A 25,908-nucleotide genomic window follows, 5' to 3' on the forward strand; every position below is an offset into this window, starting at 1 on the left:
TAGCAATTGTCAAGGCTAAAATACTGTTGATATTTATATAAAATATATATAATCACACAATCTGTATCAATTTACACTTGGAAAACCGAAACTATATTTTGATATTCCTGGTTTTTTATGAAAAAATTTGTTTTTTTCTATTGGTGTTTTTACCAAATCGTAATCTTTTTTTCTTTTGTGCAAAATAGATAAAAGTTTGTTTGTTTTTATAAATTATTTCACTTTATTTTTCGCCTTTTTTACAGAAAAAGGGTTGATAATTTTTTACCACCCCATATAAAGAAACTCGATTTTATACATAAAAATGGACGAATCTTGCCGATTATAGAAAATCCTCTATCAGATATCCCAAAATTTTTACTATAATTTAGGGCAAATATAATAATTATTTACATTAAATTGACTTGTTTTTATAAAAATGATATAATGAATAAAAAGTATACTTTATCATTCTGGTTAATGAGATAAAAAATCCTATAAAAAATAGGGGGTAACTACCTAATTTTTATAAGAATGATAAACTATAATTTATCAGGAAAAGGAAAAGGATAAATATATGATCAAAGATATGACAACCGGCATACCGTCCCGGAAACTCATAAGCTTTGCGATCCCTATTTTTATCAGCACCGCATTTGTACAACTACAGAGCGTTTTTGATACAGCTATTATAGGGCAGATTTTAGGGATGCGTGAGTTGGCCGCTATTGGCGCAACAAATTCCGTTACCTTTTTATTCTCAGGGTTTATCGGTGGGATTGTAGGCGCCACTACAATGACAATTGCTAAGTATTTTGGGACGCATAACCAACATAAGATGCGCCAGTCTATCTGTATGGCAGCATATATTATGTTGATTTTTGTTATTTTTATTTCTGGTTTGGGGATTATTTGTTCATACCCTCTGCTAGAAACAATCAACACACCGGTAGAATTGATGCCCAGCGCCCACCTCTATATGTGTCTTTCTTTGGGTAGCATGATCTTTACCCAGTTGTCATCTCTATTGTCTTGCGCTATGAATGCGATGGGGGATAGTACAACATCGCTGGTTTACTTAATCGCTAACACGTTTTTTAATTCGGGGTTAGATTACCTGTTTATTAAAGTATTTTCTTTTGGGGTTGCTGGCATCGTTTTTGCAAGTGTTATCTCAAAAGTGGTTTTGTCAATTATCTTCTATTTATATATGAGAAAAAAATCCGAATGGTTTGTATTTGAAAAAAAAGATTTCCAATGGAACAGTCAGATCGCAAAAGACCTTCTAAAATTAGGGGTTCCAATTGGATTCCAGAGTATGGGCATCTCCATAGGTTCTGTTATTCTGCAAAGTGGTGTTAATACCTTGAGTACAGCGGTAATCAGTGGCTACACCATTGGAACAAAAGTGGAAAGTATCATTGTTTCCCCTATGGCCATTTTTGGAAGCACAATTGGTACTTATATTGGGCAAAACTACGGCGCCAAAAATTTTATCAGGTTGAGAAAAGGGTTTTGGATTATTTTCCGTTGGGAACTCGTTGCCAGTATTGCCTGTTTTGCTATTGTACAATTATTTGGTTGGCAAATTTGTGAGCTGTTTATCAATGCCAATGGGGAACAATCTGTTCCATATGCATTCCAGTATATCAGCACCATTTCATTTTTCTTTCCATTGCTTTGTTTGGTACATATCTATACAAATTCGCAAAAGGGGATAGGGAACGGCCTAGCTTCTATGACAGGTGGTATATTCGAGTTAACAGCCAGAATTTTAGTTTCGTATTTTTTGGTAAAAAAATTTGGATATTCTGCAGTATGTTTAGCCAGCCCATGCGCTTGGGTAGGTTCTATCATTGCGATGTGTCCTTGGTTCCATTACAAATTACACAAAATGGACCAAAAGAAAAAGAAAGAACAACAAGAAAACTCTTCCAATCAGAAATAATAAAAACCGGTAGATGGAGCAATACTTCACCTACCGGTTTTTTATTTCGATTTATAATATGGGGGTATTCCTATATAAGATAGATTTTCTCCAAACTATCCTTCCCATGAAATTTACTTATTATTTTTCTTCTGGCAAGGAAGATTTTTTCGATTCACCTGTACCCAGTTTATCGTTTAACCGTTGGCTTTGTGTTCCAAAATAAAAAGCGATTACCACTGAAAAAACAGTGAGAAAATCCTGGCTTGAAACTTTACCCACAATAGCGAGATAGGCAAATGCTACCGATAAAATTAAAGTGACAATGCTTTTTACACATAAAAGGTTACTAAGGCGTTTTACCCATATTTCCCCCATTATTTTTACCCCTTTCCTCTCTATTATCATGTATTATATCTATGCTCTATCTCTACAAACTGTTCCTGTATGGTATATTTTCATTTAAAAAGGAGAACTCAAAAAACTGGTACGATGTTTTCAATATTGTTTCAGTAAACACATAGGGTAGGGACACGGTATTTTATCTAAAATGTAGTTTTCGATATAGTTATGATAAGGTTTTAGGGCTAACGACGTCACAGAACAAGTAAATATTTTCTGGGAAATAATGATAGAAAGCACTCGATATACGATGTAAAATTGCTGATTGCTATCCTTCAAACAGATTTGAAAATTTTTCTATACCTACAGCTTTGCTTCTTTTAATAGGTATCTTATGGCTTATTGATCAATCGTATTAGGAGACTAAGTATTTCATTCCATTAATGTTAGTATAGGGTTAAATTTACAGGATTTTGGCCCCTTTATTTTGTTCTAATATAGATCCAAACTTATTTTAATTTATCAATTGTATATAATAGCTCACGGAAAGCACTTCCATAGTCTTGCCTAAAATCAATGTATTTTTTTGTTTTTAAAAATCTCGGTATTGTACACTCTTCAATCAAGATTGGTATTACTCGCACCTGTTTGTCTTGATTTTCATCCCAAATAGAGGATTCCCATTCAGCCCTAACCCAACTAGATGCAACGGAATTTTTGGATAATAAAATCAACAAGAAATCGCTATTATCAATTCCCTTTTCAATCTCAGTTGGTATAGACTGACCGCCTAAGATATCCCATTGGTCCAACCACGGGATACAACCTGCATCCTTTAAATCAGCATATAATAAATTGGCATAACCTTTATCTTGGGATGAATGGGAAATAAATAATTTCAATCCACTTTTTGATAAAGTATGCGTCGTAATACGCCTCTCATAAAATAGTGTGTTTACAAATTCTAGTTCCAATAATAATTGAGATTTATTTTTATTGTCTTTTTGACGGGATATTCGGCTCGCTAATTTTTCTTTACATTGAATAATATCGTGCATTGTAATACTATTTGACAAATAATTAACCGGGATAAGGAAGTAAGAGGAACATAATAATGGGTTTCCAAAATACACTATTCCAAGTATTTTACCATTATCCTCATCAAAATCATCGAGATACCCTATTTGTCCCTTAAAAGAACCCTCCAAACAAATTACAGGTCCATATTCCAGATAAGAAACCATAATAACCACCTTTCAAACTTGTATCTACTTATTTTTACTATCTATGTTAGAAGAAGTGTACTAATAATTCCTCTTGAGAAACAACGGATTTACCACTTAAATTACTAACATGATGGGGTATTAATCTAGCAAAGCTTTTTTAACATTGGTATCCAATAAATACTGTGATTTAGGAAACAAATAAACCTAATTATACTATCATTTCAAAAAGGCTTAAAACTGGGAAATTAAAGTTAGTTAGTATTTTTCCTTAAAACTATTATAAAGTAATTCTTTGAATAAACCAATACTCAATTAAAAAACTTTATTTCTTTGTAACAAAAACAAAGTTTATATGTTTCACACATGATAGCTCCAATTGGAAAAATTAGATAAAGGTCCCATACCATTTGAAAATAACTTTTACTTTTCTAAAAGCAACCCATTAATTTAGTTTTATTGTCAGACTATAAAGATTCCTAAGCTACCATAAATTCGAAAAACTGTTAAAGTACAGCAAATCTAATAAATTCGTTATAGATTTAATATGGTTAAAGTGTAATTCTATTTTAAATTTAGACATAGTTCGGTAGATTCTACTTATAGTCAAGCTACACAATGAAAAAGCGATCGCAGGTCTAAAAAGGGTATATGGTTTAGATACCAATTTCATCGGCAGTTTCTTGATCAAAAAAAGAGTCCAGATGTAAATTACATCTGGACTCTTTTTGGAAGAGGTAAACACTTTAAATGCGAGCACTTTGCCCGGAAAAAGAAATGAGTCCGAACGCAAATTGCGTCCAGACTCAGTCTGGTGGGAGAAGGTGGATTCGAACCACCGAAGCTGAAAAGCAACAGATTTACAGTCTGCCCCCTTTGGCCACTCGGGAATTCTCCCATATTCAATTAAATGCTCCTACAAAAAATGGAGCTGGTGGACGGACTCGAACCCCCGACCTGCTGATTACAAATCAGCTGCTCTACCAACTGAGCTACACCAGCATAGTAGGATGTATGGTATTTTACCATATAAAACACAACTTGTCAACACTAAATTTAAAAAAGTGGTCGGGGTGACAGGACTTGAACCTGCGGCATCTTGGTCCCAAACCAAGCACTCTACCAAACTGAGTTACACCCCGTAAGTTGTATATTGCTGTAAATCAAACAGCTTTATTATTATAACTGATTCATTTTATTTTGTCAACACTTTTTTGCAAAAAATTTATTTTTTTCAGCTATTATCTTTCCTTTGTAACAATTTTTTTGGAACATAAAAATATCTGTTGGAATTTTAACTCAACCCCAACAGATACCCAATTGCACGAATCCAACGCGGGACCAAAATCCAGTGTTCCTGGCACCATGCCTGGAACTGCTGCCAAGGGGTAAAATCCAGAAGATATCCATTGCCATATAAGTCGACTACTACACCATTGGCATGAGGATAAATCTGAATACCAACCCCCACGATTGCTTGTTGACTGCGGTTCATTACCACAAATAACAAGCCAAAAAAAATGATTACCGCAGCAGTAGCTGCTGCCGCTTGAAAAAATAATTGCCAAAAATATTTTTTTTCCTGTTTCATACTATCCTATTCTTGTATACTTAACAAAGCCTTTGCCAATGATTTTCCCACTAGTTCTCCAGAATATACCGCTTCATTCAAACTATTCGCATGACCGCCCATTTCGATTAAAATGGAGCCTGTTGTTAAATCCTGATTATAAAATTTATATTTAAAAGCAACGGGACGGGTTAACCCTGGATAATCACTTTCCATCTGTTTTTGTAATAAAGATGAAAAGCTAAGGTTTTTTAAATAATTTGGATAATTCATTGTGCCATCATCACAGCCGGAAACAATCATGACCTGAGCTGCGTTTTTCCCATTAATGTTTGCTATAGGGGCATAACGGGTGCCATCCTTAGTGGAAATTGCGTCACGATGGATGTCCAATACTATTTTAATCGAAGGGTTTTCTTTTAAAATGGTCTGGACAGTTTCCCGGGAACGGTCATAAGCTCCATTATAAGAAGGGTAATCATGCTCTGCGGAACTGTGGATTACTCCAATCCCTGCTGCCTCTAATTGTTTGGCGATTTCATCCCCAACCCTCACCATATTCCGAGAGGTATCCCGGTTTCGGGAAGGGACCCGGTTATCATAAAAATCCCTTGGTGCCAAGTCATAACTCTCTGTCGTATGGGTATGCATAATTAATACCTGTGGGGAGCCATCCGCTGCTATTTTAAAGTCTGGTAAGCTGTTAGCCGCCTGCAATACTGTGTTATTATCCACATTTGTGGTATTATAGATATAAGCGCTTCCCCCAATATTTAAATATTGAGTAGTACTTCCCGCTGTATATTGTTTTCTAACAATCGTTCCGTCATGGTTGCTATAGGTATCAATTTCTTCCTGTGTAATACCAACGTCCTGTGGGGTAGAAACAGAATCTGGCGAGGGACTAGTTTCCGGTTGGGAAGTATTCTCCTGTTGTCCTCCTGTTTGAACTTCTGTCTGTTCTGTTGGCTGGGAAGCATCATTATCTTGTTTTGCTTGGGTAAAAAACGACATTGTTCCTTCAGGCAGGGTAATTCCTGCGGAAACAAACGCCGCTTGTTCTGCCATAGCGCTGACATAGGGGATACTCATCACAAACCCTTTTCCCAACAACGGCAGCGCAAACACCATACCGGCCGCCAATGCTGCTTTTTTTATGGGGATGGTTTTATGCCGCCTTGCCATATGTGGTTTCCTCCTTATTATATCATTCGGTTACCACACATTATATGAATGGAAATAAAAAATTATGCTGTTAATCCCATTAATTCGGATACACTCAATTCTGGCTGAAGTGCACAGTTTAACCCCATAGCGAGCATTTTCGAGGATTGTGCTACAATTTGGTCAATTTCCCTAGGTGTCACCATCATTGTTTTCGCTCGGTCTGGAATCTGATTATTAGTTTGCAATAAATCACTTGCAATTGTTGCCATATCCACTACGGTTGGAACTCCAATTGCAATAACCGGTACCCCTAACGTATGAACAGAGAGTTCTTTCCTCCGATTTTGCACTCCTGAGCCTGGGACAATACCAGTATCCGAAATTTGGATAGTCCTACCCAAACGGTTGATATCCCGAGCCGCTAAGGCATCTACTACTACCACAGCTGCGGGCTTGATTTTTTGGCAAATACCGGCGACTATTTCTACTGTTTCCATCCCTGTTTGACCCAATACTCCAGGGGCAGCTACCGCTACGGGGCGTAACATGTCGAGCCCCGTCTGTTCTGCAATCCCGTTGATTAAATGCCTTGTTGCCAAAACGTAACGGCAGGTATGTGGCCCAATATCATCTGGAGTAATTTGAGAGTTACCTAAACCGACTACGAAAATCAACCCTTCTTTGGGTAACAAAGGGGAAATTTCTTTTCCAATTAGTTCTACTTCCTGTTCAAATTGTCCGGAATATCCTTTTAAGGAGTCCATCTCTAACGTAAGATACCTCCCTTGGGGCTTTTCCAACCGTTGGGCAGCCTGTTCTGTTTCCACCACTATCCTGGTAACGGTTACATGCCCTTTTTGAATCACATTCCGGGTAATGCCATCCGGAGTAATCTCTTTTGCAAAAGCGGTATGTTCTATCATCAAATCTGTCCGAATACCCATAACCTCATTCCTTTCGATGCTTTTCTTTTAGTATGGGCAGATTCATACAGGATTATTTGAAAACACAGGGAATATTTTATGTTTTTTACTATTGATTTTTTTTGTACAACATGGTATCATAATTAATGCTGTCAGTAGGTATCAGTGTCTCGTGCCTGCTGCGAAATTATCTGAATCAGATGAGTTCGAGATCTGTGGAAGAAAATACTAAGGAGGTGTCACCATGCCTAATATTAAATCCGCAAAAAAAAGAGTTAAAGTGATTAAAACCAAAACTCTGCAAAACAAAATGACAAAATCCGCGTTAAAAACCGCTTTAAAAGCTGCTGATGCTGCTGTAGCTGCTAACGCTGACAATAAAGCTGAGGTTGTAAAAGTTGCCATCAAAAAAATGGATCAGGCTGCTGCAAAAGGCGTTTACCACAAAAACGTTGCTGCACGTAAAAAATCCCAGCTGATGAAAAAACTGAACGGCTAATTTTTTAAAAGATAAGAAAAATATGAGCAATCCCGTTAACCTCTCAGGGATTGCTTTTTTCTTTGTTGTAAACTCCATTTGTATCCCATATGATTTTTATTTCCCTTTTGTAAACATTCTACAAAACATTTGACAGAATACCCAAGTTATATTATCATATAAATAAATAATGGAGGTGGTCTTATGTCAACACAGCTTGAACGTAAAAAAGCGCATAAAAGATCAATAACAATTATATCAATCCTGTTAAGCATTGCTGCTATTGCTTCTACCGTAGCGCTCTGGTTCTATAAGGTATCCAGCAAACGTGCTTATGAAGATAAATGGAAAGACTATGACGATTGCGGTGTTGCATAAACCTACAATTCATAGGATTCCCTTTTTTACAGGTGATCGAGATTAGCGTCTGTTGTGGGCAACAGGCGCTTTTATCTTTTATTTTTACAGAATAAGTCTTGTTTTGATTGTTTTTCTTATTTTTCCAGAATACCGCTTTTCTATGTTGAAAATTATTCACAACTCCTATTATTATCCAGAAAAAAACCAGCAACTTACTAACTAGTTGAAAACTCTGTGGAAAATGATGAAAACTTTCTGTATATTTTAAAAAAAGGGAAATGTAAATAAAATAGTTCCCGTATTTTCAGCAAATTATCCATAATACAATGGGTTGATTTTAAAAATTGACTTTTCCACATTTGTTGAAAAGTGTGTTGAAAAAGTTGAAAGTAGGTTTATTTCCATAAAATATTACCACATGTAATCATTTATTTTCCTTTTAATTCCTTCTATTTCTAATAAATTACATTTTTCTTGCAAAACCGCCTGAATATTCAACATTTGCACTTTTTTATAAAAAGTAGTATCATAAATAACACAGAATTTTTCTCCGAGGAGGAACGGCTATGCAGCCTTATACAAAACGTACCTGGACGGAAATTAACTTGGATTGTTTGGAACACAATTATCATCAAATAAAAGCATTATTGCCCCAGACTGACATCATTGCCACCGTCAAAGCGGATGGCTATGGACACTGTGCAGAACCTGTGGCACGGCATTTGCAAGAGTTAGGAGTTCATTTTTTTAGTGTCTCCAATATCGATGAGGCTACTGCACTGCGAGATGACCAAATTCAAGGCGATATTTTAATCTTAGGGTATACCCCTGTGGAACAAGCGGAAGAATTGGTAAAATACAACATTATACAAACCGTGTTTTCACCTGAGTTCGCTCAAGAATTAAATCTGGCAGCACAAAAAGCTGGTATTACAGTCCGAGTCCATGTTGCTTTGGATACAGGAATGTCCCGAATTGGTTTCCAGGCAACCCAATCCTGTTGGGAAATAGGGGAGATTGAACGGCTTTATCACTACCCCCATCTAAAAATAGAGGGCTATTTTACCCATTTATGTCATGCTGACAGTACAGAAGAGGGACCACGAAATTTCACCTTACACCAAAAGCAGCTTTTTGACCAAATGATACAACAGCTACAGCAAAAAGGATATCACACAGGGGTTTCTCACATACAAAACAGTGCAGGTATCCAAATGTTACAAGGGAACCACTATGATTTAGCGCGCCCTGGCATTGTATTATATGGATTACACCCAAGTGGCCAAGTAACAATCCCTGGATTAAAACCAGTATTGCAACTAAAATCTGTTATTTCGATGGTAAAAGAAATTGAAGCGAATGTTACAGTGGGATATTCTAGAACCTTTACCACTAAAAAAGCAACAAAAATCGCCACTGTCTGTATTGGATATGCAGATGGCTGGCCACGGCTATTATCGAACCGAGGATATGTATTGGTAAACGGACAAAAAGTTCCCATTATCGGCAATGTCTGTATGGACCAGCTCATGTTGGATGTGACAGGAATTCCCGCAAAGCAAGGGGATATTGTCACTCTAATTGGAAAAGACGGTAATTTGGAAATAACCGCAGATCAGGTTGCGGAAAGCATTGGTACCATTGGTTATGAACTGGTTTGTCAAATCAGCAAACGTGTACCAAGAGCAATCTACCAAAATGGGAAATTAATTGAAGTAATAGAATATTAAATGAAAAAACATCAGTGAGTAACTGATGTTTTTTATTTACATGATAGTATTGAATCTTGATAAGCAGTGACGATAATTTTTTATCCGCCTACCTTATTTTATAATTCCTTTCACTGTCGCAACGATAAAAACAGTTTTTACAGGGAATAATAGGTTCTATTGTAAACCGTGTGTTTTTATCTTATCTGTGAAATCCTAAAATTCAAAAAATAATTTATCAAGACAACCGCTGAGATTGTAGCATACATAGATCCTGGATGGGTCTGCTATTGACTTAGCTCAATGGACACTGAACATCATACACCCTACTATCCATAAACAGGTTCCATTAGATACCGGCAATCTGTCCAATTAACCATTGGTTTCTGTTCTATTTACTTTGCTCCGGTAAAGCTTCCTCTTCCTATCCTCCATAAAATTCGGGATTTCATTTAGATAGAAAAAGAAAGGATGTTACAAGCAAAATCCGCTGGTAACATCCTTTTTTATGATAAAATAATATTATTTTACAGTAGTTGCGGTTTTTTCTTTTAATAGGACGTCATGCGCGCCACCTTCTACAATACTGGTAGAGGATACCAGTGTCAATTTTGCTTTTTTCTGCAATTCTGGAATCGTCAACGCACCGCAGTTACACATCGTAGAGCTAACCTTTTTCAATGTCAAGCTCACATTATCCTTCAATGGACCAGCATATGGAACATAACAGTCCACTCCTTCTTCAAAGGAAAGCCCACCTTTTCCGCCTAAATCATAACGCTGCCAGTTTCTAGCACGGTTGGAACCTTCGCCCCAATACTCTTTCATGTAGTTGCCATTAATGTTTACTTTATTGGTTGGGCTTTCGTCAAAACGGGAGAAGTAACGACCCAACATCACGAAGTCCGCACCCATTGCCAAAGCCAAAGTAATGTGATAATCGTATACGATACCGCCATCCGAACAGATTGGCACATAGATACCGGTTTTTTCATAATATTCATCACGAGCTTTTGCAACCTCAATGACTGCAGTAGCCTGTCCACGGCCAATTCCTTTGGTTTCACGGGTAATACAGATGGAGCCTCCACCAATACCAACTTTAACGAAGTCTGCCCCTGCTTCCGCCAGGAACAAGAAACCTTCACGGTCTACTACGTTACCTGCACCGATTTTAACAGTATCACCATATTTTTCCCGCACAAAATCAATGGTGCGTTTTTGCCATTCGGAGAAGCCTTCTGAGGAGTCAATACATAAAACGTCCGCACCAGCTTCTACCAAAGCAGGGATACGTTTTTCATAGTCACGGGTATTGACGCCGGCACCCACAACATAGCGTTTTTTGGCATCCAGTAATTCACGTGGATTTTCTTTGTGGGAAGCATAGTCTTTGCGGAATACAAAATACAATAATTTTTGGTTTTCATCAACGATAGGGAGGGAGTTTAATTTGTGGTCCCATATAATATTGTTTGCCTCTTTTAGGCTAGTGCCTTTGTCAGCGTAGATCAATTTTTCAAATGGCGTCATAAATTCGGACACTTTGGTATCCAAAGACATACGGCTCACACGGTAATCCCTGCCAGTAACGACCCCTAACAGTTTTCCATGTGCAGTACCATCGTCTGTTACCGCAACAGTGGAGTGCCCTGTCTTTTCTTTTAAATCCAAGATATCCTGCAATGTTTTATCTGGCTGAATATTAGAAGAACTTACAACAAAGCCAGCTTTATAATCTTTTACACGTTTTACCATTGCAGCTTGATCCTCAACGGTTTGAGCGCCATAAATAAAGGAAATACCGCCTTCAATTGCCAAGGCAATTGCCATTTTGTCATCCGAAACAGATTGCATAATTGCGGATACCATTGGGATGTTCATTGTAACCGCTGGTTCTTCCCCTTTTTTAAATTTGGTAACTGGTGTTTTTAGGCTGACGTTGTCAGGAATACACTCAGCAGAGGAATAACCTGGTACCAACAAGTATTCACTAAAGGTATGGGATGTTCCTTCGTAAAAATAAGCCATAATCGTACTCTCCTTATCTTGAAATATAACCTTGTGGACAATGCCGGTAGAACCGACTGTACAGCAGAAAGTAAAAAATGTTATACTCTCCTAGGATAATTATTTTTTATTATAAATCTTTATCCTTATAAAGTCAACGGTTGCAAACAAGAATTCCAATAAAATCAGACAAAAAAGACAAAATTGGACCAGTTACGCTCTTTCATGACAAAAGGAAAACAGGCCACCAAAAAGGCAGCCTGTTTTCGAGGGTAAAAAGAAGATTATATATGAAAAAGAAGATAGCAAAATAATTATATTAGCTTGCGCTGGTTTCACCCAATGTTACAGTAACATTTAAGGTTTGGCCTAAACGGAACACCTCCAGGGTAACCTGGTCTCCAGCTGCATGTTTTGCCAATTCACTGGCAAGGATATCATAACTGGTCAGTTCGGTTCCATCCATAGCGGTAATAATATCCCCACCTTGTATTCCAGCCTGACCAGCAGGAGAATTCTCCACCACGCTGGAAACAACCATTCCTTGTGGATAACCCATACTTTGCAGTACATCGGTAGTATATCTCATATCAATGGTAACGCCAAGGTAAGCGGCTTTTTTGCCTTCGTTATTGATTAATCGGTCACAAATTTCCACTACTTCGTTGGAAGGAATCGCAAAACCCATCCCTTCAAAACTAGTGGAGGAGCTAGAACTGCTCGCTAATTTCGCGCTGTTGATGCCAATCAGTTTCCCGGTACCGTCTACTAAAGCACCGCCAGAGTTACCAGGGTTAATTGCCGCATCTGTCTGGATTAAGCCCATACTCTGACCACTTTCCAAAGTCAAGGTACGATTCAAACCACTGACAATTCCTTCGCTGACAGAGCCCATAAACTGTAAGCCACCTGGGTTACCAACCGCTACAGCAACCTGACCTACTTTGATTTGGTCAGAATCCGCGATTTCAATCGGTGTTAACCCTGTTTTATTAATTTTCAATACTGCAAGGTCCGCACCTGCGTCATATCCTACAATCGTAGCTTCTGTACCATCACTGTCGTTTTCATCCATATAAACATTGATTGTACCACTATCCTTTGCACCTTCTACCACATGGTAGTTGGTGATGATATAACCGTCTTCCCGGTAAATAACACCGGAGCCTTCAGAAGAACTCTGGGTTGATTGTCCAAAAAATCCACCAGCACTCTGATAACTAGCACGGATTCCTACCACGGATGGCAATACTTTATCCGCAATTGCCTCTACAGAGGAATTATAGCTCTCATCAATATTCACATTGGTAGCCGGTGTGGAGCTATTGCTATTAGTAGGATTATTTCCTAATAGCAAGTAGGTCGTTCCACCTCCAACAGCCCCCCCAGCTAAAGCGCATATCAAAGCAATTGCCGCAATTTTAACTCCCCAGCCAGAGTGCGATTTTTGTTTTTTCTTCTGTTTCGATTCTGGGGTTGGAGTTACAATAGGGGAGATAGAATCCAAAAATTCTGTCTGTTGTGGATTTGATGTTGGGTTTCCTGATGGCTGCTGTGTTTGTGCCGCCTGTTGCTGTGCCATGTATTGATTATAATTGTAACCATAACCCTGATATGTTTGGGAACCTGTATTGGTATGGTCATGGTAAGTGGTTTGGTAGGAAGGGGAAACAGGGGTTGGGGGTTCCTGTTTTGGTATTGTACTGCCTTGACCTACCACCTGAGCAGAAGGTTCTGTAGACGCATCCTGGTTGGTTGGGGTAACAGGTGTCGCCTGTTCTGCTGTGTTTTGTGCCCCTTCATGATAAGGGGAATTATTTGTTCTATCTCTATCAGGTTCGTTTGGTTCACCTGTCATAAAGTTTTTATTTTCATCCATATTTGTCACTACCCTTTCTGTGATCTCCTGTTTGTAACTTCTTTTTTTGTCTATGTCTGTATTGTACCCTTGCAATGTGATGAAAAAGTGTTGAAGGAATGAAACTTCTTATAAAGTTATATGTATTTTGTTTGAATGTATTCCCGCAAAAACAGAATTTACAACAACATGACAAGGTGCTATAATAAAACCATATCTATAATATAGAACTAAATACTATGGAAACGGAGATGTACTTTATGGAATTACGTCAAGCCATTACAGAACGCCGCAGCGTCCGTAAATTTACAGAGGACCCTGTAAGTAAACAAACGATCCATGAGCTGTTAGAACTTGCGTTACAAGCACCTTCCTGGAAAAACAGCCAGTGCTGGGAATACCTTGTGGTAGATGATCCAGCTACGAAGCAGTTTATGGCACAATCCATTCCAGAAACCAACCCCGCTTATAAATGCCTGTCTACGGCACCGTATGTAGTAGTTTGTATCGCAGATCCTTCCAAAGTAGAAACTCCGCAGGGAAAACAATATTTTATGGCGGATGCCGCCACTTCCTTTTATGCCTTTTGGCTGGCATGCCATGATGCCGGTCTCGGTACGGTTGCCGCTGGCGAAATTATGGATGAGGACCCACTCAAGCAAGCACTGGGAATACCAATGGAAAAACACATCTATTGTATTGCCCCTGTCGGTGTTCCGCTTTACCAGCCAAAACAACGCCCAAGAGAAGAATTTAGCCAAAAAGTTTCGTTTGGACGATATGGCGAACCTTTTCAGGATTAATGGTCGCCCCTTTTTTCAGATTACAATAGGATAAGGAAAAACAGGCGCTGGTGCGCCTGTTTTCTGTTTTAAGCACCTTTGGTAAAATGAAATACAATGATAATAATTTCAATTACTGCTGCCACAAGAAAAATAAGCCCCGTATTTCGGTACATCTTTGCTTCTTCTTCTGGCTTGCTGTCACGGTGGTATTTCTCATTCTGTTTCCGATACATCCTTAATAGCCATGCTGGTTTTCCAATTAAGACATACAAACCGAAGATGAAACAACCAATGAAAAGAACAATATCAATCCGAATATCAAAAAACCAATCCATTTTTTAAGCTCCTTTACGGTAATCGTCCACTATTTTGCAATACAAAAAGAGGCTCTTCACCCATTGTGAAGAGCACTCGTCATGGTCTGAGTGACGGGACTTGAACCCACGGCCTCCACCACCCCAAGGTGGCGCGCTACCAAGCTGCGCTACACCCAGATATTAAGTTTTATTATAGCATAGGGATTCTGGCAAAGTCAAGGGGATTTTGTTACGCTTTTTCGGCGATGATAGCTGTTGCGATAATGTATAATGGTTGGAAAGAAAAAGATATTTTTTGTTGTAAAATAAAGTTCTGTTCCATTTATTATCAGGTGACACTGCCATTACCGCAGTTTATAGAGTATAAGTATTGAACAAAAACAGAATTTTTATAAAAACCATTGGGTTTTTCCAGAAATATGGTATAATAATTTTGATATATCTTTTTTATCCCCTAAGGATCATAGCCCTAGGAATATCATACGCCCCATTCGGCGGAAGGAGTTTTAGAATATGAAAGAAAAATACTATCTGACAACGGCAATTGCCTACGCTTCTAGAAAGCCTCATATAGGCAACACATATGAAATTGTATTGGCGGATGCAATCGCCCGCTTTAAACGCATGCAAGGATATGATGTGCATTTTTGTACCGGTACTGATGAGCATGGTCAAAAAGTAGAGGAGTTAGCGAAATCCGCTGGTATCTCTCCACAGCAATATGTAGACCAGGTTTCCGGGGAAATCAAACAGATCTGGGATTTGATGGGTTCCAGTTATGATACTTTTATCCGTACCACCGACCCTTACCACGAAAAAGTAGTGCAAAAAATCTTTAAAAAATTATACGATAAAGGGGATATTTACAAAAGTGAATATGAAGGGATGTACTGCACCCCTTGTGAATCCTTTTGGACCCCAACCCAGCTGGTGGATGGAAAATGTCCTGACTGTGGCAGGGAAGTGGTTCCAACCAAAGAAGAAGCTTATTTCTTCCGTATGAGCAAATATCAGGATCGCTTAATGCAGTATATTCAGGACCACCCTGAATTTATTCAACCAAAATCCCGTGAAAATGAGATGGTCAACAACTTCTTAAAACCAGGGCTGCAAGACCTCTGTGTTTCCAGAACTTCCTTCAAATGGGGTATCCCTGTGGATTTTGATCCAAAACACGTGGTTTATGTATGGCTTGATGCTCTAACCAACTATATTACCGCCTTAGGATATGACCCAGATGGCAGCAGTGAAACTTTCGAGAAATACTGGCCAGCCGATGTCCATATTATTGGAAAGGATATTCTCCGGTTCCATACCATTTACTGGCCAATCATGTTAATGGCGTTAGACCTCCCACTGCCAAAACAGATTTTTGGCCACCCATGGCTGTTATCTGGTCAGGACAAAATGAGTAAATCTATCGGCAATGTCATTTATGCCGATGACCTTTCCCGTCAGTTCTCTATGGAAGCAGTCCGTTTTTACCTCTTAAGTGAAATGCCTTACGCCCAGGATGGTAGCATTACCTACGAAAATGTCATTACAAGATATAACTCTGAATTGGCAAACACATTGGGCAATCTGGTAAACCGTACTGTCACCATGGTAAACAAATATTTTGAAGGAAGCGTTTGTGAGCCTACCGCTAAAGAACCATTGGATGAGGAACTAGTTTCCGCTGCCAAAACAGCAAAAGAAAAGTTTATTTCCTGTATGGAAGCATTCAAAACCTCCGACGCCATTGACGCCATTATGACTTTTGCCCGCCGTTGCAACAAATATATTGATGAAACCACTCCTTGGTCTTTGGCAAAAGAAGTATCCTCTATGCCTCGCTTGGGTACGGTATTGTACAATCTGTTAGAGGGTATTCGTTGGATTGCGGTAATGCTATCCCCATTCATGCCGGATACTTCCAAAGAAATACTTGCCCAGATCAACAGCAGCTTAGATAGTTTGGATTCCCTAGAGGGATTCAACGGCATTCAAGTTGGTTCCAAAGTAGGTCAACCAAAAGCACTGTTTGCCCGTATTGACGAGGCAAAAAAACTGGCGGAAATCCAAGCGGAAATCGAAGCCGCTAAACCAAAAAAAGAAGCTCCGAAAAAACAGCAGAAAAAAGAAACAGTTCCAGGCGTCATTACAATTGATGATTTCGCAAAGGTACAGTTGTGCGTCGCACAAATTAAGGAATGCGTAAAAGTAGAAAAATCCGATAAATTATTAAAACTGCAATTGGACGATGGAGCAGCAGGACGCCAAGTTGTTTCTGGTATTGCCACTTGGTATAAACCAGAAGACTTAATTGGCAAAAAAGTAATTATTGTTTCCAATTTAAAGCCAGCAAAACTGCGTGGTGTGGAAAGCCAGGGAATGATCCTTGCAGCAGATTGTTCCGAAAAAGAAGTAAAAGTACTGTTTGTGGATGAATCCATTCCATGCGGCGCAAAAATTAGATAAACAAAAAAGGGCTAGTCCGCAGGCTGGTCCTTTTATTCTCGTAAGAAGGTGATAAGATGCAATTAACTGGTATTTTTGATTCCCATGCCCATTATGATGACCCAAAATTTGAGGAAGACCGGGAGGATTTGATTTCGTCCCTTTCCTCCAATGGTATCCGGGCAGTACTCAATGCTTCCAGCGATATGGAAACTTCCCGCAATAGTTTTCAGCTAGCACACCGATACCCTTTTTTCTGGTGCGCTGTTGGGGTGCATCCCCACGAAGCGGAAGGGGTTGCGGAAAACTATCTGGAAGAATTAACGCAAATGTCCCAGGATGACAAGGTAGTTGCCATAGGGGAAATCGGATTGGATTATCATTATGACCTCAGTCCAAGGGATATCCAGAAAAACGTGTTCCGTCAACAGATGGAATTGGCAAAACAGTTACATCTTCCAGTGGTAATCCATTCCAGGGAAGCAACCCAGGATACTCTGGAAGTTTTAAACGAGTTTCCCGAAGTAACCGGTGTTATTCATTGTTTTAGCGGCAGTGCGGAAACCGCGAAACAACTGCTAAATATGGGGTACTACATTGGATTTACCGGAGTGATTACCTTTAAAAATGCCAAAAAAACTGTTTCCGCGGCGGAAGTAGTCCCATTGGACCGGATGTTGATTGAAACCGACTGCCCCTATATGGCGCCTGTCCCATGCAGAGGAAAGCGCTGCGATTCCACTATGCTGCCTTACACAGTGGAAAAACTGGCGGAAATCAAACAGGTTTCCCCGCAGGAATTGGTTGCCCACGCCAGAGAAAACACCTGCCGGTTATTTGGTATTTCATTATAATAGAAAGACAAACCACAAAGGATACCTGCCAATAAGCTGGTGTTGTACGTCCACTTTAGAAGTAGTTACTTTCAGCTTACTTTCTACTAAATTTTTAGGAACAACTTTATTGTATACAAATAGATAAGCTACCACTTAACTACTAATTAACCTGTTGTGGAAATTTTTTCAATCAGTAATCGAACTGGGGTGTTTCAAGCTAGACCGTACAAAAAGAGGATTCCTTAACTTATTGAGGAATCCTCTTTTCTCGTTTATTATGCCAAATACAGTAATCATTTCCACCCAAATTATAGCACATAGATTTAGCACTGATGGGTAATCATATCCCCAATAACAAGATATGCTCCCGTGGTCGCGTCCACAAAATACCGGACATGCTGCCCACTTTGGAATTTATCCAGGCTCTCCAAACTGATCTCATCCGACGTTAATGTAAATGTATCCACTACCCAAACCGGCTGTAAAATAACTTCTGTCGCATGCGGGGTATCCACCATTGGAAAATAACAAAGTTCTACACGGTTTACCAGGGATTTTTGGTTTTTAAATGCTTTCGCCAGTCGTTGCGATACACTATCCAGCAATTCCTGTAATGAAATGACAGGCACATTCTCCTCTTTTAAGCGAGTATCATAAAACGCGAAGGATTGCCATCCCCGTACTCCATCCTTCGTAACAACCGCCGCTACCGTACTTCCATAACCATAAATCGAATCTGTCATTTCGGACCGGCAATGAAAGTCCGAAAAAATGGGGACGCCATCCACCGAAACAGGATATTGGATAAAATATCCTTCCTCTATTTTCTTTCCATAAGAAAGGTCAATTTTTGTTGCCCGTACCATATTTTCATAGGTTAAGGGATATACTTTTGGGTTGAGATCCACTGTTAGCCCCAATTGGTTAATGATATTGTTTACCTGCTCTACCGCATCCTGCCGTGATAAAGACTGCAAATCTCCCTCTGAAGCATAACGGGACAATGGGGGATAGTAGACGCCGTTTGCCTGCATTAAAAATCCATACGCTCCAGTACAACCATCCTGATCACTGGCATAATAAGAAGAATTCTCCCTGCTTACCGTAAATATCATGGTATCGTTTTTTACAACATACTGCTGGTCCGTATCAGGTAAGTCTACCATTTCATCTTCCGGAGGAATACGTACTGTTACATCCTGCTGCCTTCCTGGATAAAAGGTATCAATCCACAACTGGTGGTCCGGCAGATTCATAGTTGCATAATAGGTATTAAACTGTTGTGGGGATGGCACCTCAATTTCCACATCCCAAAAAGTATGGTCATCATACTGTTTCCGGATATAATTGGGGTAATTGGAAAATTCTTCTGGATTTGTGGTGGATAAATCTACATCTGCATTTACTTCCAGGTAACTAAAATCCTGTGCCTGTTCTTTAGTATTGGGACATCCTGTAAAGGTCAAACAAGCCGTCAGAACGATACAAATTATCCAAAATTTCCTCATAATACCACCTCATTTACTCCATGGAACTGTTATTTTAGCGAGTAATCAAAGTATTCACATCTATGTTCTACTTTTAGTATACAACGCAGGGTAGATGTTTTCAATCTATATTGTGGTTTTTTGTCGATTTTTATCACAATCAATCTCAAATCTAATGTTTAGTTTCATCTATCAATTGGTAATTTTACCAAAGAAATAGCCCTACCTTTTATATAAAAAGTAGAGCTATTTCTTATTGGAAGAAAAACAAATTATTCGCCTGATGGTTCCACAGTAACAGCTTGTTCCTTTTCTTTGATGATTTCGGAAATAATTTTTCCATGATCCATTTCATGCACTGTATCGCATAAAATCTCAATGTCCTCTTTGCCGTGGCTGGCAATCAAAATGGTTTTTCCTTCTTCCCGAAGGTTCAACAATAATTTACGGATTTCATCCACACCATGGTTATCCAAGCCATTCATCGGTTCATCTAGCAACAAAATTTCCGGGTCTTCCATCAAAGCTTGGGCAATCCCCAAGCGCTGGCGCATCCCCAAAGAGAATTTTCCTACTTTTTTCTTGCTATCGGGATCCAATCCGACTCGTTTGATTGCCGCTAAAATTTCTTCTTTTCCAATTTTATTTTTGATCATTGCCAAAAATTTTAGATTATGGTAAGCGTCATAATTAGGCAAAAATCCAGGCGCTTCTATGATAATACCGATGTCATCCGGAACATCTATATCTTTTGCGATCCGTTTTCCATTGATGGTAATTTCCCCGCTGGTGGGTATTACAAAACCACACATACACTTTAGCAGCATGGTTTTTCCAGATCCATTCCTACCAATCAATCCATGAATCTTTCCACGCTCAAAATTCAAGGAGATATCGTTTAATACAGTTGCTGTTTTAAATGATTTTACTAGATGTTTGACTTGTATCGCATAATCTGCCATAATAGACACTCCTCTCTTTTATACAGGTGGTAAAACTTCAATGGTTTGTTTACGGTTTGCCCAAATACAGCTTACAGTCAAAATTACAGTTAGTATAATATACATTATCATCACATAAGGAAAAGTTGGCTGTGTGGTGCCGTAATCAATCTCAATCAGGTTTAAATGGCTCCAGGTGACCGGTGAAAAATGGTATAGAAAATAGTTTACATTTGGATGTGCCAATGTAAAAGATAAAAACGCATCAAACACTAAAAAGGCACCCGCAATTCCTACGCCAACAATCCGAGTATTCGTCAACGAATTAAACAAATAAACAATTAAACCAACAAACATACAGCTAAACCATAAAAATAAAAAAGTAAACCACATTGCCTGTAATGGTGTAAAATAGTTAATAATCCTTGTGGGAATGGAAATTGGAATATAAACATCTGTATGAAAGGTCAAATTTCCCATACTAGTAAAAAATTTGCCCCAATCTGTTGTAAATTCCATGTGGCCGATATGTAACAGAATGCTCGCAAAAATTATAAATAATAAATAGACGATACTGGTCAAACCAATATAAACAATCTGCCCTATGCTCCATGCAGTACGTCCTGTACGGATAATAGAATAAGGTTGATTGGCATCTATAAAAGGGGCATTGCAAAAAATCAGCAATAATGGTAAAAACAGAATGACACTGGATAAACTCGAAGTAAACAAAAAAGGAAATAGCCAAGGTGACATTTTCAATCCCATTCCAGTACACACACTGCCCAATGTACCGGAAAAATAATTTACCCCGATCAAAATTAAAATTGCCGCCAATATAATACGGTAGTCATGCCGCCATTTCCGGAAGTTTTGGCAACATACAAACCAGGAGTTTTTAAGTAATCTCATTGCCAACCCTCCTTTTTACTGTCCTTCCAAATAAGCAGCCAAATAAGGCCATTAGAACAGTATATATTGCTATAATATATAATAAGTTGAGCCAAGGATTTCCCATATTTAAAATATCTGTTCCTTTGTTGATATGATAAAAGTTTATCAACATTGGCAACTGCAAAGAAAATGTATCCAATATATAATAACAAATAAATGGTGATAATAGGGCAATGAACCGATTGGGAATCCATGCAGAAATACATAACCCAACTACACTCCAGGTAGCTGTTGCCAATGATATAATAAAGATATGATAAATGAGGTACAACCATGGTGAAATAAGATATAACTTATGTAAAGTTGGAATCGCATTCAAACTAACATCTCGCTCCGCATTTGCCAAAGGAAAAAAGGTAAGCAATATTAGTACAAATAACAATATTCCTAAAAAACATGCCAAAAAAGAAGATGTAATACAGCTTAAAATTCGTCCTCCAATGTATCCTTTTATTCCACTTCGGGAAACATGGCAGCGGATATACTGGCAATTCCAGTCACTACAAAAGCTGGAAGCTGCGGGAAAAGATGCGAACAATACTAGTAAAATAATAGAATTAGAAAAGACAATTGTCATATACAAAATATTACTTACTGTTGTAATGCCGCCTGTTCCTTCCCATATATAATAAGAACTGCTCAAAAAACAGATCGCTACTATGCAAAAGACACTTAACCAAAAACGGGAATTAAAAATAAACCGATTACAATCTGCTTTCCAACTGGAAAACATACGCCCCATAAAAATCCCCCCTTATATGGAATATATCTAAATCTGTTTATTTAATTTGTCAAGATCATTTCTCCTGTATTGGCATTTACAAAATACTGTTTATAGTTAAACATGATTTCAGGATCAATATCTTCTACAGATTTGACTTTACTCCAATCAATATCTTCCACGAACTGATAGGTATTCATTCTCCAAACGGGTAGTAAAGTATAGTCATTATTATAGGTATCATTAGGAGTTGGTAAATAACATAACTCTATATTATTGATAAGCAATGGTCCAATATCAACCATTCCAGCAAAATAATCCTGTACTACAGATAAAGCAGATTCCAAAGAAATTAAATCAATATTTTGTTGGGTACATTCTGTGGTCTGGTAGAATCCTCCTGTCCACGCTTCGTCAAAGTCATATAGTGTATAAGCAATGCCCAAATAACTTCCGTAAATCATTACATTGTCCAAGGAGGTATACTGTCCATCATAAATAGGAACATGATCAAGATACGATCTATAATAACAAAAATATCCTTCTTCTTTATCTGGATAAGGCGAAGCATTTCCATAGCGTTCTAATAAACTATTCAAATCATCCTGATTAAATGCATATACTGTAGGATCCTGTTCTACAGGTAACTGTAAGGTATGAATCAAGTCATTTGCAGTTTGTAATGCATCTTCTTTATTTACATCTGACGCATCTTTTTTGGGGAATATGCTGGAAATCGGTAAATAAGTAGCTGCGTCAATTCCATCATAAGTATTGTAAAACATATATTCCCGTTGTTGGAACCGTTTTGCAAAGTTGGTACAGGCCCTTGAACAACTGATTACACTACCTTCTGGATGGTCATATATCGACTGGACATAAGGAGAAGGATCTGTTGCCATTTCATCACGAACCAGGTTGGTTTCACTAGCTTTATCGCCATAACAAAAATCACGCCATGCGACAAAATCAGGTGTAGTGAGCTGCGCTTTATAGATGTTATAGATACCATTATCTGGAACTAAAATATCTGCGTCCACTAAGATTTGATCACCTAATTGTTCGGTATAATGATCAGGAAGGTTGCTTAATTGGGAGGGGTCTGTAACAGATAAATCAGCTTTTGTCCGCATTCCAGTGGGGAAACATGCAGTACATACCAAACTTACTGCTAGCAATAACCCAATTGCTGTTATTCTTTTTTTCATTTCGATCACTCTCCTTATATTCAATTTGTTTTTTATAAAGATGGTTTTTATACTGGATCTCTTGTAACATCTCCGGTGATAATATAGTTGCCTGTCGTAGCGTCGATAAAATACCGCACATGTTGCCCTTTTGAGAATTTTTCCAGGTTTTCCAGGCTAATATCATCCGACGCGATGGAAAAAGTATCTACTACCCACACCGGCTGCAAGGTAACTTCCAAATCATATTGCTGGTCTGCTATTGGGAAATAGCAGAGTTCCGCACGGTTTATCAAAGATTTCCTCTCTTCAAATGCCTTTGCCAAACGCTGGGATACACTGTCCAACACTGTTTGCAGAGAGATAATACTCACATTTTCCTGTTGTAGCTGGGTATCGTAAAATGCAAAAGCATCCCATTGCCGCAATCCATCCTTTGTCACAATTGCTGAAACTGCACTTCCATATCCAGCAATTAAATCTTCTATTTCTGTTTTTGCATGGTAATCTGCAAAAATAGGTACGTCATCTAATGAACAACGATATACAATAAAGTACCCTTCCTGTATACTTCCATATCCTGCTGACATGCCAGCTACTTGCCGCATCTGCTCATAGGGTAAGGCGTATACTTGTGGTGGTTGATCCACCTGCAATCCCAGTTTTTCGATAATACCATCTACCTGTTTTATTGCTTCCTCCTTGCTGATGGATTTTAATTCTTGATCAGAAGCATATTCAGATATTGGTGGGTATAATGCGCCATTTGCCCGCATTAAAAATCCATATGGGCCTCCGTACCCTTCATTGTCGCTGGCGTAATAAGATGGAAATTCTCGACTTATTTTTATATTAGAGCCTGTTTTAGTGTTTTTATATGCTTTATCTGTATCTGGTTGAGCCACTATAGAACCTGATGGTGGCAGATCTTCAACTATATTTTTATGACCTGAATAAAAGACATCCAGCCATAATTGTACATCCGGTATCTGTAAGGTAGCAGTATAAGTATTAAACTGTTTCGGTGTTGGTACCGCAACCTCCATATCTAAAAAGGTACGGTTATCATACTGTTTCCGGATATAGTCGGGGTAGTTGGAAAAGTCCGCTACATCGGTATAGTCCAATTGCGCATCTGCGTTGATTTCGGTTGGTTCCTGTTGTTTCTGCTCTGAACAACCAATCAATAAGATACATGCTGCCAACAACAGGCATACACTGGACAAAAATTGTTTCATTGTTTTTCCCCCTTTTTCGATTACAATTCCTTTTGTTTTACAATTTTAGTATACTTCTCTTCTTTTGGGTTTTCAATTCCCATTTTCCACAATATTTTGTGGTTTTTATAGAACTATCCTACAATTGCTTGTTTCTGTTTTGTAACCTTTGGGGTTTCATTTATACTGGGTCTGTTGTAACGTCTCCGGTGATAATATAGTTGCCTGTCGTAGCGTCGATAAAATACCGCACATGCTGCCCTTTTGAGAATTTTTCCAGGTTTTCCAGGCTAATATCATCCGACGCGATGGAAAAAGTATCTACTACCCACACCGGCTGCAAGGTAACTTCCAAATCATATTGCTGGTCTGCTATTGGGAAATAACAGAGTTCCGCACGGTTTATCAAAGATTTCCTATCCTCAAACGCTTTTGCCAGACGCTGGGATACACTGTCCAACACTGTTTGCAGGGAGATAATACTCACATTTTCCTGCTCCAACTGGGTATCATAAAATGCCAAAGAGTTCCATTGCCGTAATCCATCCTTTGTCACAATTGCTGCAATTGTACTTCCATACCCAGAAATAAGTTTATCAATTTCTAAACGAGAATGATAATCTGCAAAAATAGGCACGTCATCTACAGAACAACGGTATTGAATAAAATATCCTTCTTGAATACTTCCATATCCTACTGCTGCCCCTGCTACCTTTCTCATCTGTTCATAAGGTAAGGCGTATACTTCTGGTGGCTGATCCACCTGCAATTCCAGTTTTTTGATAATACTATCCACCTGTTTTATTGCTTCCTCTTTGCTGATGGATTTTAATTCTTGATCAGAAGCATATTCGGACATGGATGGATATAATGCTCCATTTGCCCGCATCAAAAATCCATATGGTCCCCCATAGCCTTCACTATCACTTACGAAATAAGATGAATTTTCTCTACTAACTCCAAAGATTGTATTACTATTTTTCACATCATAGTTAACATCGGTATCTGGAATTTGCATGATTACACCTTCAGGAGGAACATGTACGGATAAAACGTCTTGATTATCTGGGTAAAAAGTATCAATCCATAATTGTTGGTCAGGTATCTTTACTGTTGCAGTATAGATATTAAACTGTTTTGGCGTGGGTACTGCAATCTCCATATCCAAAAAGGTACGGTTATCATACTGTTTTCGGATATAGTCGGGGTAGTTGGAAAAGTCCGCTATATCAGTGTAGTCCAATTGCGCATCTGCGTTGATTTCGGTTGGTTCCTGTTGTTTCTGTTCTGAACAACCAATCAATAAGATACATGCTGTCAACAATAGGCATACACTGGACAAAAATTGTTTCATTGTTTTTCCCCCTTTTTCGATTACAATTCCTTTTGTTTTACAATTTTAGTATACTTCTCTTCTTTTGGGTTTTCAATTCCCATTTTCCACAATATTTTGTGGTTTTTATAGAACTATCCTACAA

At 38.5% G+C, this 25,908-nt stretch carries 22 protein-coding genes and 4 tRNA genes; 7 read left to right on the top strand and 19 right to left on the bottom strand.

Translation table 11 applies throughout. The annotated features are described in order from the left end of the window. Nucleotides 1-556 precede the first annotated feature (556 nt). Nucleotides 557-1,927 (top strand): MATE family efflux transporter, encoded by a 1,371-nt coding sequence (locus H8Z77_RS09165; RefSeq protein WP_069987685.1) that lies wholly within the window; start codon nucleotides 557-559, stop codon nucleotides 1,925-1,927. Nucleotides 1,928-2,047: 120 nt separating this feature from the next. Here the strand turns inward: H8Z77_RS09165 and H8Z77_RS09170 are convergent, their stop codons facing one another. The 8 genes from H8Z77_RS09170 to gpr all read right to left on the bottom strand — a co-directional run bounded on the left by H8Z77_RS09170 (nucleotide 2,048) and on the right by gpr (nucleotide 7,152). Then, the gene (locus H8Z77_RS09170; protein ID WP_186996823.1) at nucleotides 2,048-2,284 is read right to left on the bottom strand and encodes a hypothetical protein; all 237 of its coding nucleotides are present in this window, start codon (nucleotides 2,282-2,284) and stop codon (nucleotides 2,048-2,050) included. A gap of 473 nt (nucleotides 2,285-2,757) precedes the next feature. Beyond that, nucleotides 2,758-3,492, bottom strand: a complete 735-nt coding sequence (locus H8Z77_RS09175; RefSeq protein ID WP_186996824.1) for a toll/interleukin-1 receptor domain-containing protein — start codon at nucleotides 3,490-3,492, stop codon at nucleotides 2,758-2,760. A gap of 791 nt (nucleotides 3,493-4,283) precedes the next feature. Continuing rightward, nucleotides 4,284-4,369 (bottom strand) — tRNA-Tyr (locus tag H8Z77_RS09180). 28 nt (nucleotides 4,370-4,397) lie between these two features. Further along, nucleotides 4,398-4,473, bottom strand: a tRNA-Thr gene (locus tag H8Z77_RS09185). Nucleotides 4,474-4,536: 63 nt separating this feature from the next. After that, nucleotides 4,537-4,613: transfer RNA gene (locus H8Z77_RS09190), tRNA-Pro, on the bottom strand. A gap of 152 nt (nucleotides 4,614-4,765) precedes the next feature. Then, on the bottom strand, nucleotides 4,766-5,062 hold the full coding sequence (locus tag H8Z77_RS09195; RefSeq protein ID WP_186996825.1) for a hypothetical protein: 297 nt from the start codon (nucleotides 5,060-5,062) through the stop codon (nucleotides 4,766-4,768). A gap of 6 nt (nucleotides 5,063-5,068) precedes the next feature. Further along, the gene (gene spoIIP / locus H8Z77_RS09200) at nucleotides 5,069-6,226 is read right to left on the bottom strand and encodes a stage II sporulation protein P (RefSeq protein ID WP_069987694.1); all 1,158 of its coding nucleotides are present in this window, start codon (nucleotides 6,224-6,226) and stop codon (nucleotides 5,069-5,071) included. Between the two features lie 62 nt (nucleotides 6,227-6,288). Next, entirely contained in the window at nucleotides 6,289-7,152 is an 864-nt protein-coding gene (gene gpr, locus H8Z77_RS09205) for a GPR endopeptidase (RefSeq protein WP_186996826.1), read from the bottom strand. A 223-nt stretch (nucleotides 7,153-7,375) separates the two neighbouring features. Between gpr and rpsT the strand changes: the two genes are divergently transcribed. The 3 genes from rpsT to alr all read left to right on the top strand — a co-directional run bounded on the left by rpsT (nucleotide 7,376) and on the right by alr (nucleotide 9,699). Next, entirely contained in the window at nucleotides 7,376-7,630 is a 255-nt protein-coding gene (gene rpsT, locus H8Z77_RS09210; RefSeq protein WP_069987698.1) for a 30S ribosomal protein S20, read from the top strand. A 183-nt stretch (nucleotides 7,631-7,813) separates the two neighbouring features. After that, entirely contained in the window at nucleotides 7,814-7,987 is a 174-nt protein-coding gene (locus H8Z77_RS09215; protein ID WP_159427354.1) for a hypothetical protein, read from the top strand. A gap of 548 nt (nucleotides 7,988-8,535) precedes the next feature. Beyond that, nucleotides 8,536-9,699 carry an alanine racemase gene (gene alr / locus H8Z77_RS09220; RefSeq protein WP_186996827.1) on the top strand — a complete coding sequence of 388 codons (1,164 nt, stop codon included), beginning with the start codon at nucleotides 8,536-8,538 and terminating at the stop codon, nucleotides 9,697-9,699. A 501-nt stretch (nucleotides 9,700-10,200) separates the two neighbouring features. On the opposite strand, the gene H8Z77_RS09225 is transcribed toward alr, so the two are convergent. Next, nucleotides 10,201-11,709 carry an IMP dehydrogenase gene (locus H8Z77_RS09225; protein ID WP_186996828.1) on the bottom strand — a complete coding sequence of 503 codons (1,509 nt, stop codon included), beginning with the start codon at nucleotides 11,707-11,709 and terminating at the stop codon, nucleotides 10,201-10,203. A gap of 298 nt (nucleotides 11,710-12,007) precedes the next feature. Next, nucleotides 12,008-13,567, bottom strand: a complete 1,560-nt coding sequence (locus tag H8Z77_RS09230) for a S1C family serine protease (protein WP_186996829.1) — start codon at nucleotides 13,565-13,567, stop codon at nucleotides 12,008-12,010. 239 nt (nucleotides 13,568-13,806) lie between these two features. On the opposite strand from H8Z77_RS09230, the gene H8Z77_RS09235 reads away from it, so the two are divergent. Then, entirely contained in the window at nucleotides 13,807-14,349 is a 543-nt protein-coding gene (locus tag H8Z77_RS09235) for a nitroreductase family protein (RefSeq protein ID WP_186996830.1), read from the top strand. Between the two features lie 68 nt (nucleotides 14,350-14,417). On the opposite strand, the gene H8Z77_RS09240 is transcribed toward H8Z77_RS09235, so the two are convergent. Further along, complete coding sequence (locus H8Z77_RS09240) at nucleotides 14,418-14,666, bottom strand: hypothetical protein (RefSeq protein WP_069987709.1); 249 nt, start codon at nucleotides 14,664-14,666, stop codon at nucleotides 14,418-14,420. Nucleotides 14,667-14,748: 82 nt separating this feature from the next. Beyond that, nucleotides 14,749-14,825: transfer RNA gene (locus H8Z77_RS09245), tRNA-Pro, on the bottom strand. A gap of 336 nt (nucleotides 14,826-15,161) precedes the next feature. Between H8Z77_RS09245 and metG the strand changes: the two genes are divergently transcribed. Both metG and H8Z77_RS09255 read left to right on the top strand, forming a co-directional pair. Further along, on the top strand, nucleotides 15,162-17,108 hold the full coding sequence (gene metG / locus H8Z77_RS09250) for a methionine--tRNA ligase (protein ID WP_186996831.1): 1,947 nt from the start codon (nucleotides 15,162-15,164) through the stop codon (nucleotides 17,106-17,108). Nucleotides 17,109-17,164: 56 nt separating this feature from the next. Then, nucleotides 17,165-17,941, top strand: coding sequence for a TatD family hydrolase (locus H8Z77_RS09255; protein WP_186996832.1), 777 nt, complete (start codon nucleotides 17,165-17,167; stop codon nucleotides 17,939-17,941). A 305-nt stretch (nucleotides 17,942-18,246) separates the two neighbouring features. On the opposite strand, the gene H8Z77_RS09260 is transcribed toward H8Z77_RS09255, so the two are convergent. The 7 genes from H8Z77_RS09260 to H8Z77_RS09290 all read right to left on the bottom strand — a co-directional run bounded on the left by H8Z77_RS09260 (nucleotide 18,247) and on the right by H8Z77_RS09290 (nucleotide 25,784). Further along, nucleotides 18,247-19,431 (bottom strand): hypothetical protein, encoded by a 1,185-nt coding sequence (locus tag H8Z77_RS09260; RefSeq protein ID WP_186996833.1) that lies wholly within the window; start codon nucleotides 19,429-19,431, stop codon nucleotides 18,247-18,249. A gap of 251 nt (nucleotides 19,432-19,682) precedes the next feature. Further along, entirely contained in the window at nucleotides 19,683-20,372 is a 690-nt protein-coding gene (locus tag H8Z77_RS09265; protein ID WP_069987715.1) for an ATP-binding cassette domain-containing protein, read from the bottom strand. Nucleotides 20,373-20,390: 18 nt separating this feature from the next. Continuing rightward, on the bottom strand, nucleotides 20,391-21,263 hold the full coding sequence (locus tag H8Z77_RS09270; RefSeq protein WP_186996834.1) for a hypothetical protein: 873 nt from the start codon (nucleotides 21,261-21,263) through the stop codon (nucleotides 20,391-20,393). After that, on the bottom strand, nucleotides 21,250-22,047 hold the full coding sequence (locus H8Z77_RS09275; RefSeq protein ID WP_186996835.1) for a hypothetical protein: 798 nt from the start codon (nucleotides 22,045-22,047) through the stop codon (nucleotides 21,250-21,252). The genes H8Z77_RS09270 and H8Z77_RS09275 overlap by 14 nt, the downstream gene beginning before the upstream one ends. Nucleotides 22,048-22,088: 41 nt before the next feature. After that, nucleotides 22,089-23,234 (bottom strand): hypothetical protein, encoded by a 1,146-nt coding sequence (locus H8Z77_RS09280; RefSeq protein WP_186996836.1) that lies wholly within the window; start codon nucleotides 23,232-23,234, stop codon nucleotides 22,089-22,091. A gap of 47 nt (nucleotides 23,235-23,281) precedes the next feature. Then, nucleotides 23,282-24,451 (bottom strand): hypothetical protein, encoded by a 1,170-nt coding sequence (locus tag H8Z77_RS09285; RefSeq protein WP_186996837.1) that lies wholly within the window; start codon nucleotides 24,449-24,451, stop codon nucleotides 23,282-23,284. 160 nt (nucleotides 24,452-24,611) lie between these two features. After that, the gene (locus H8Z77_RS09290) at nucleotides 24,612-25,784 is read right to left on the bottom strand and encodes a hypothetical protein (protein WP_186996838.1); all 1,173 of its coding nucleotides are present in this window, start codon (nucleotides 25,782-25,784) and stop codon (nucleotides 24,612-24,614) included. Nucleotides 25,785-25,908: the final 124 nt, after the last annotated feature.

This window comes from Clostridium facile (assembly GCF_014297275.1).
Lineage (GTDB): Bacteria > Bacillota > Clostridia > Oscillospirales > Ruminococcaceae > Massilioclostridium > Massilioclostridium facile.

Bases quoted from the DNA above. Each gene is read 5' to 3' on its own strand.
- H8Z77_RS09165 (WP_069987685.1), top strand. From the start codon at position 557: ATGATCAAAGATATGACAACCGGCATACCGTCCCGGAAACTCATAAGC.
- H8Z77_RS09170 (WP_186996823.1), bottom strand. From the start codon at position 2,284: ATGGGGGAAATATGGGTAAAACGCCTTAGTAACCTTTTATGTGTAAAA.
- H8Z77_RS09175 (WP_186996824.1), bottom strand. From the start codon at position 3,492: ATGGTTTCTTATCTGGAATATGGACCTGTAATTTGTTTGGAGGGTTCT.
- H8Z77_RS09195 (WP_186996825.1), bottom strand. From the start codon at position 5,062: ATGAAACAGGAAAAAAAATATTTTTGGCAATTATTTTTTCAAGCGGCA.
- spoIIP (WP_069987694.1), bottom strand. From the start codon at position 6,226: ATGGCAAGGCGGCATAAAACCATCCCCATAAAAAAAGCAGCATTGGCG.
- gpr (WP_186996826.1), bottom strand. From the start codon at position 7,152: ATGGGTATTCGGACAGATTTGATGATAGAACATACCGCTTTTGCAAAA.
- rpsT (WP_069987698.1), top strand. From the start codon at position 7,376: ATGCCTAATATTAAATCCGCAAAAAAAAGAGTTAAAGTGATTAAAACC.
- H8Z77_RS09215 (WP_159427354.1), top strand. From the start codon at position 7,814: ATGTCAACACAGCTTGAACGTAAAAAAGCGCATAAAAGATCAATAACA.
- alr (WP_186996827.1), top strand. From the start codon at position 8,536: ATGCAGCCTTATACAAAACGTACCTGGACGGAAATTAACTTGGATTGT.
- H8Z77_RS09225 (WP_186996828.1), bottom strand. From the start codon at position 11,709: ATGGCTTATTTTTACGAAGGAACATCCCATACCTTTAGTGAATACTTG.
- H8Z77_RS09230 (WP_186996829.1), bottom strand. From the start codon at position 13,567: ATGGATGAAAATAAAAACTTTATGACAGGTGAACCAAACGAACCTGAT.
- H8Z77_RS09235 (WP_186996830.1), top strand. From the start codon at position 13,807: ATGGAATTACGTCAAGCCATTACAGAACGCCGCAGCGTCCGTAAATTT.
- H8Z77_RS09240 (WP_069987709.1), bottom strand. From the start codon at position 14,666: ATGGATTGGTTTTTTGATATTCGGATTGATATTGTTCTTTTCATTGGT.
- metG (WP_186996831.1), top strand. From the start codon at position 15,162: ATGAAAGAAAAATACTATCTGACAACGGCAATTGCCTACGCTTCTAGA.
- H8Z77_RS09255 (WP_186996832.1), top strand. From the start codon at position 17,165: ATGCAATTAACTGGTATTTTTGATTCCCATGCCCATTATGATGACCCA.
- H8Z77_RS09260 (WP_186996833.1), bottom strand. From the start codon at position 19,431: ATGAGGAAATTTTGGATAATTTGTATCGTTCTGACGGCTTGTTTGACC.
- H8Z77_RS09265 (WP_069987715.1), bottom strand. From the start codon at position 20,372: ATGGCAGATTATGCGATACAAGTCAAACATCTAGTAAAATCATTTAAA.
- H8Z77_RS09270 (WP_186996834.1), bottom strand. From the start codon at position 21,263: ATGAGATTACTTAAAAACTCCTGGTTTGTATGTTGCCAAAACTTCCGG.
- H8Z77_RS09275 (WP_186996835.1), bottom strand. From the start codon at position 22,047: ATGGGGCGTATGTTTTCCAGTTGGAAAGCAGATTGTAATCGGTTTATT.
- H8Z77_RS09280 (WP_186996836.1), bottom strand. From the start codon at position 23,234: ATGAAAAAAAGAATAACAGCAATTGGGTTATTGCTAGCAGTAAGTTTG.
- H8Z77_RS09285 (WP_186996837.1), bottom strand. From the start codon at position 24,451: ATGAAACAATTTTTGTCCAGTGTATGCCTGTTGTTGGCAGCATGTATC.
- H8Z77_RS09290 (WP_186996838.1), bottom strand. From the start codon at position 25,784: ATGAAACAATTTTTGTCCAGTGTATGCCTATTGTTGACAGCATGTATC.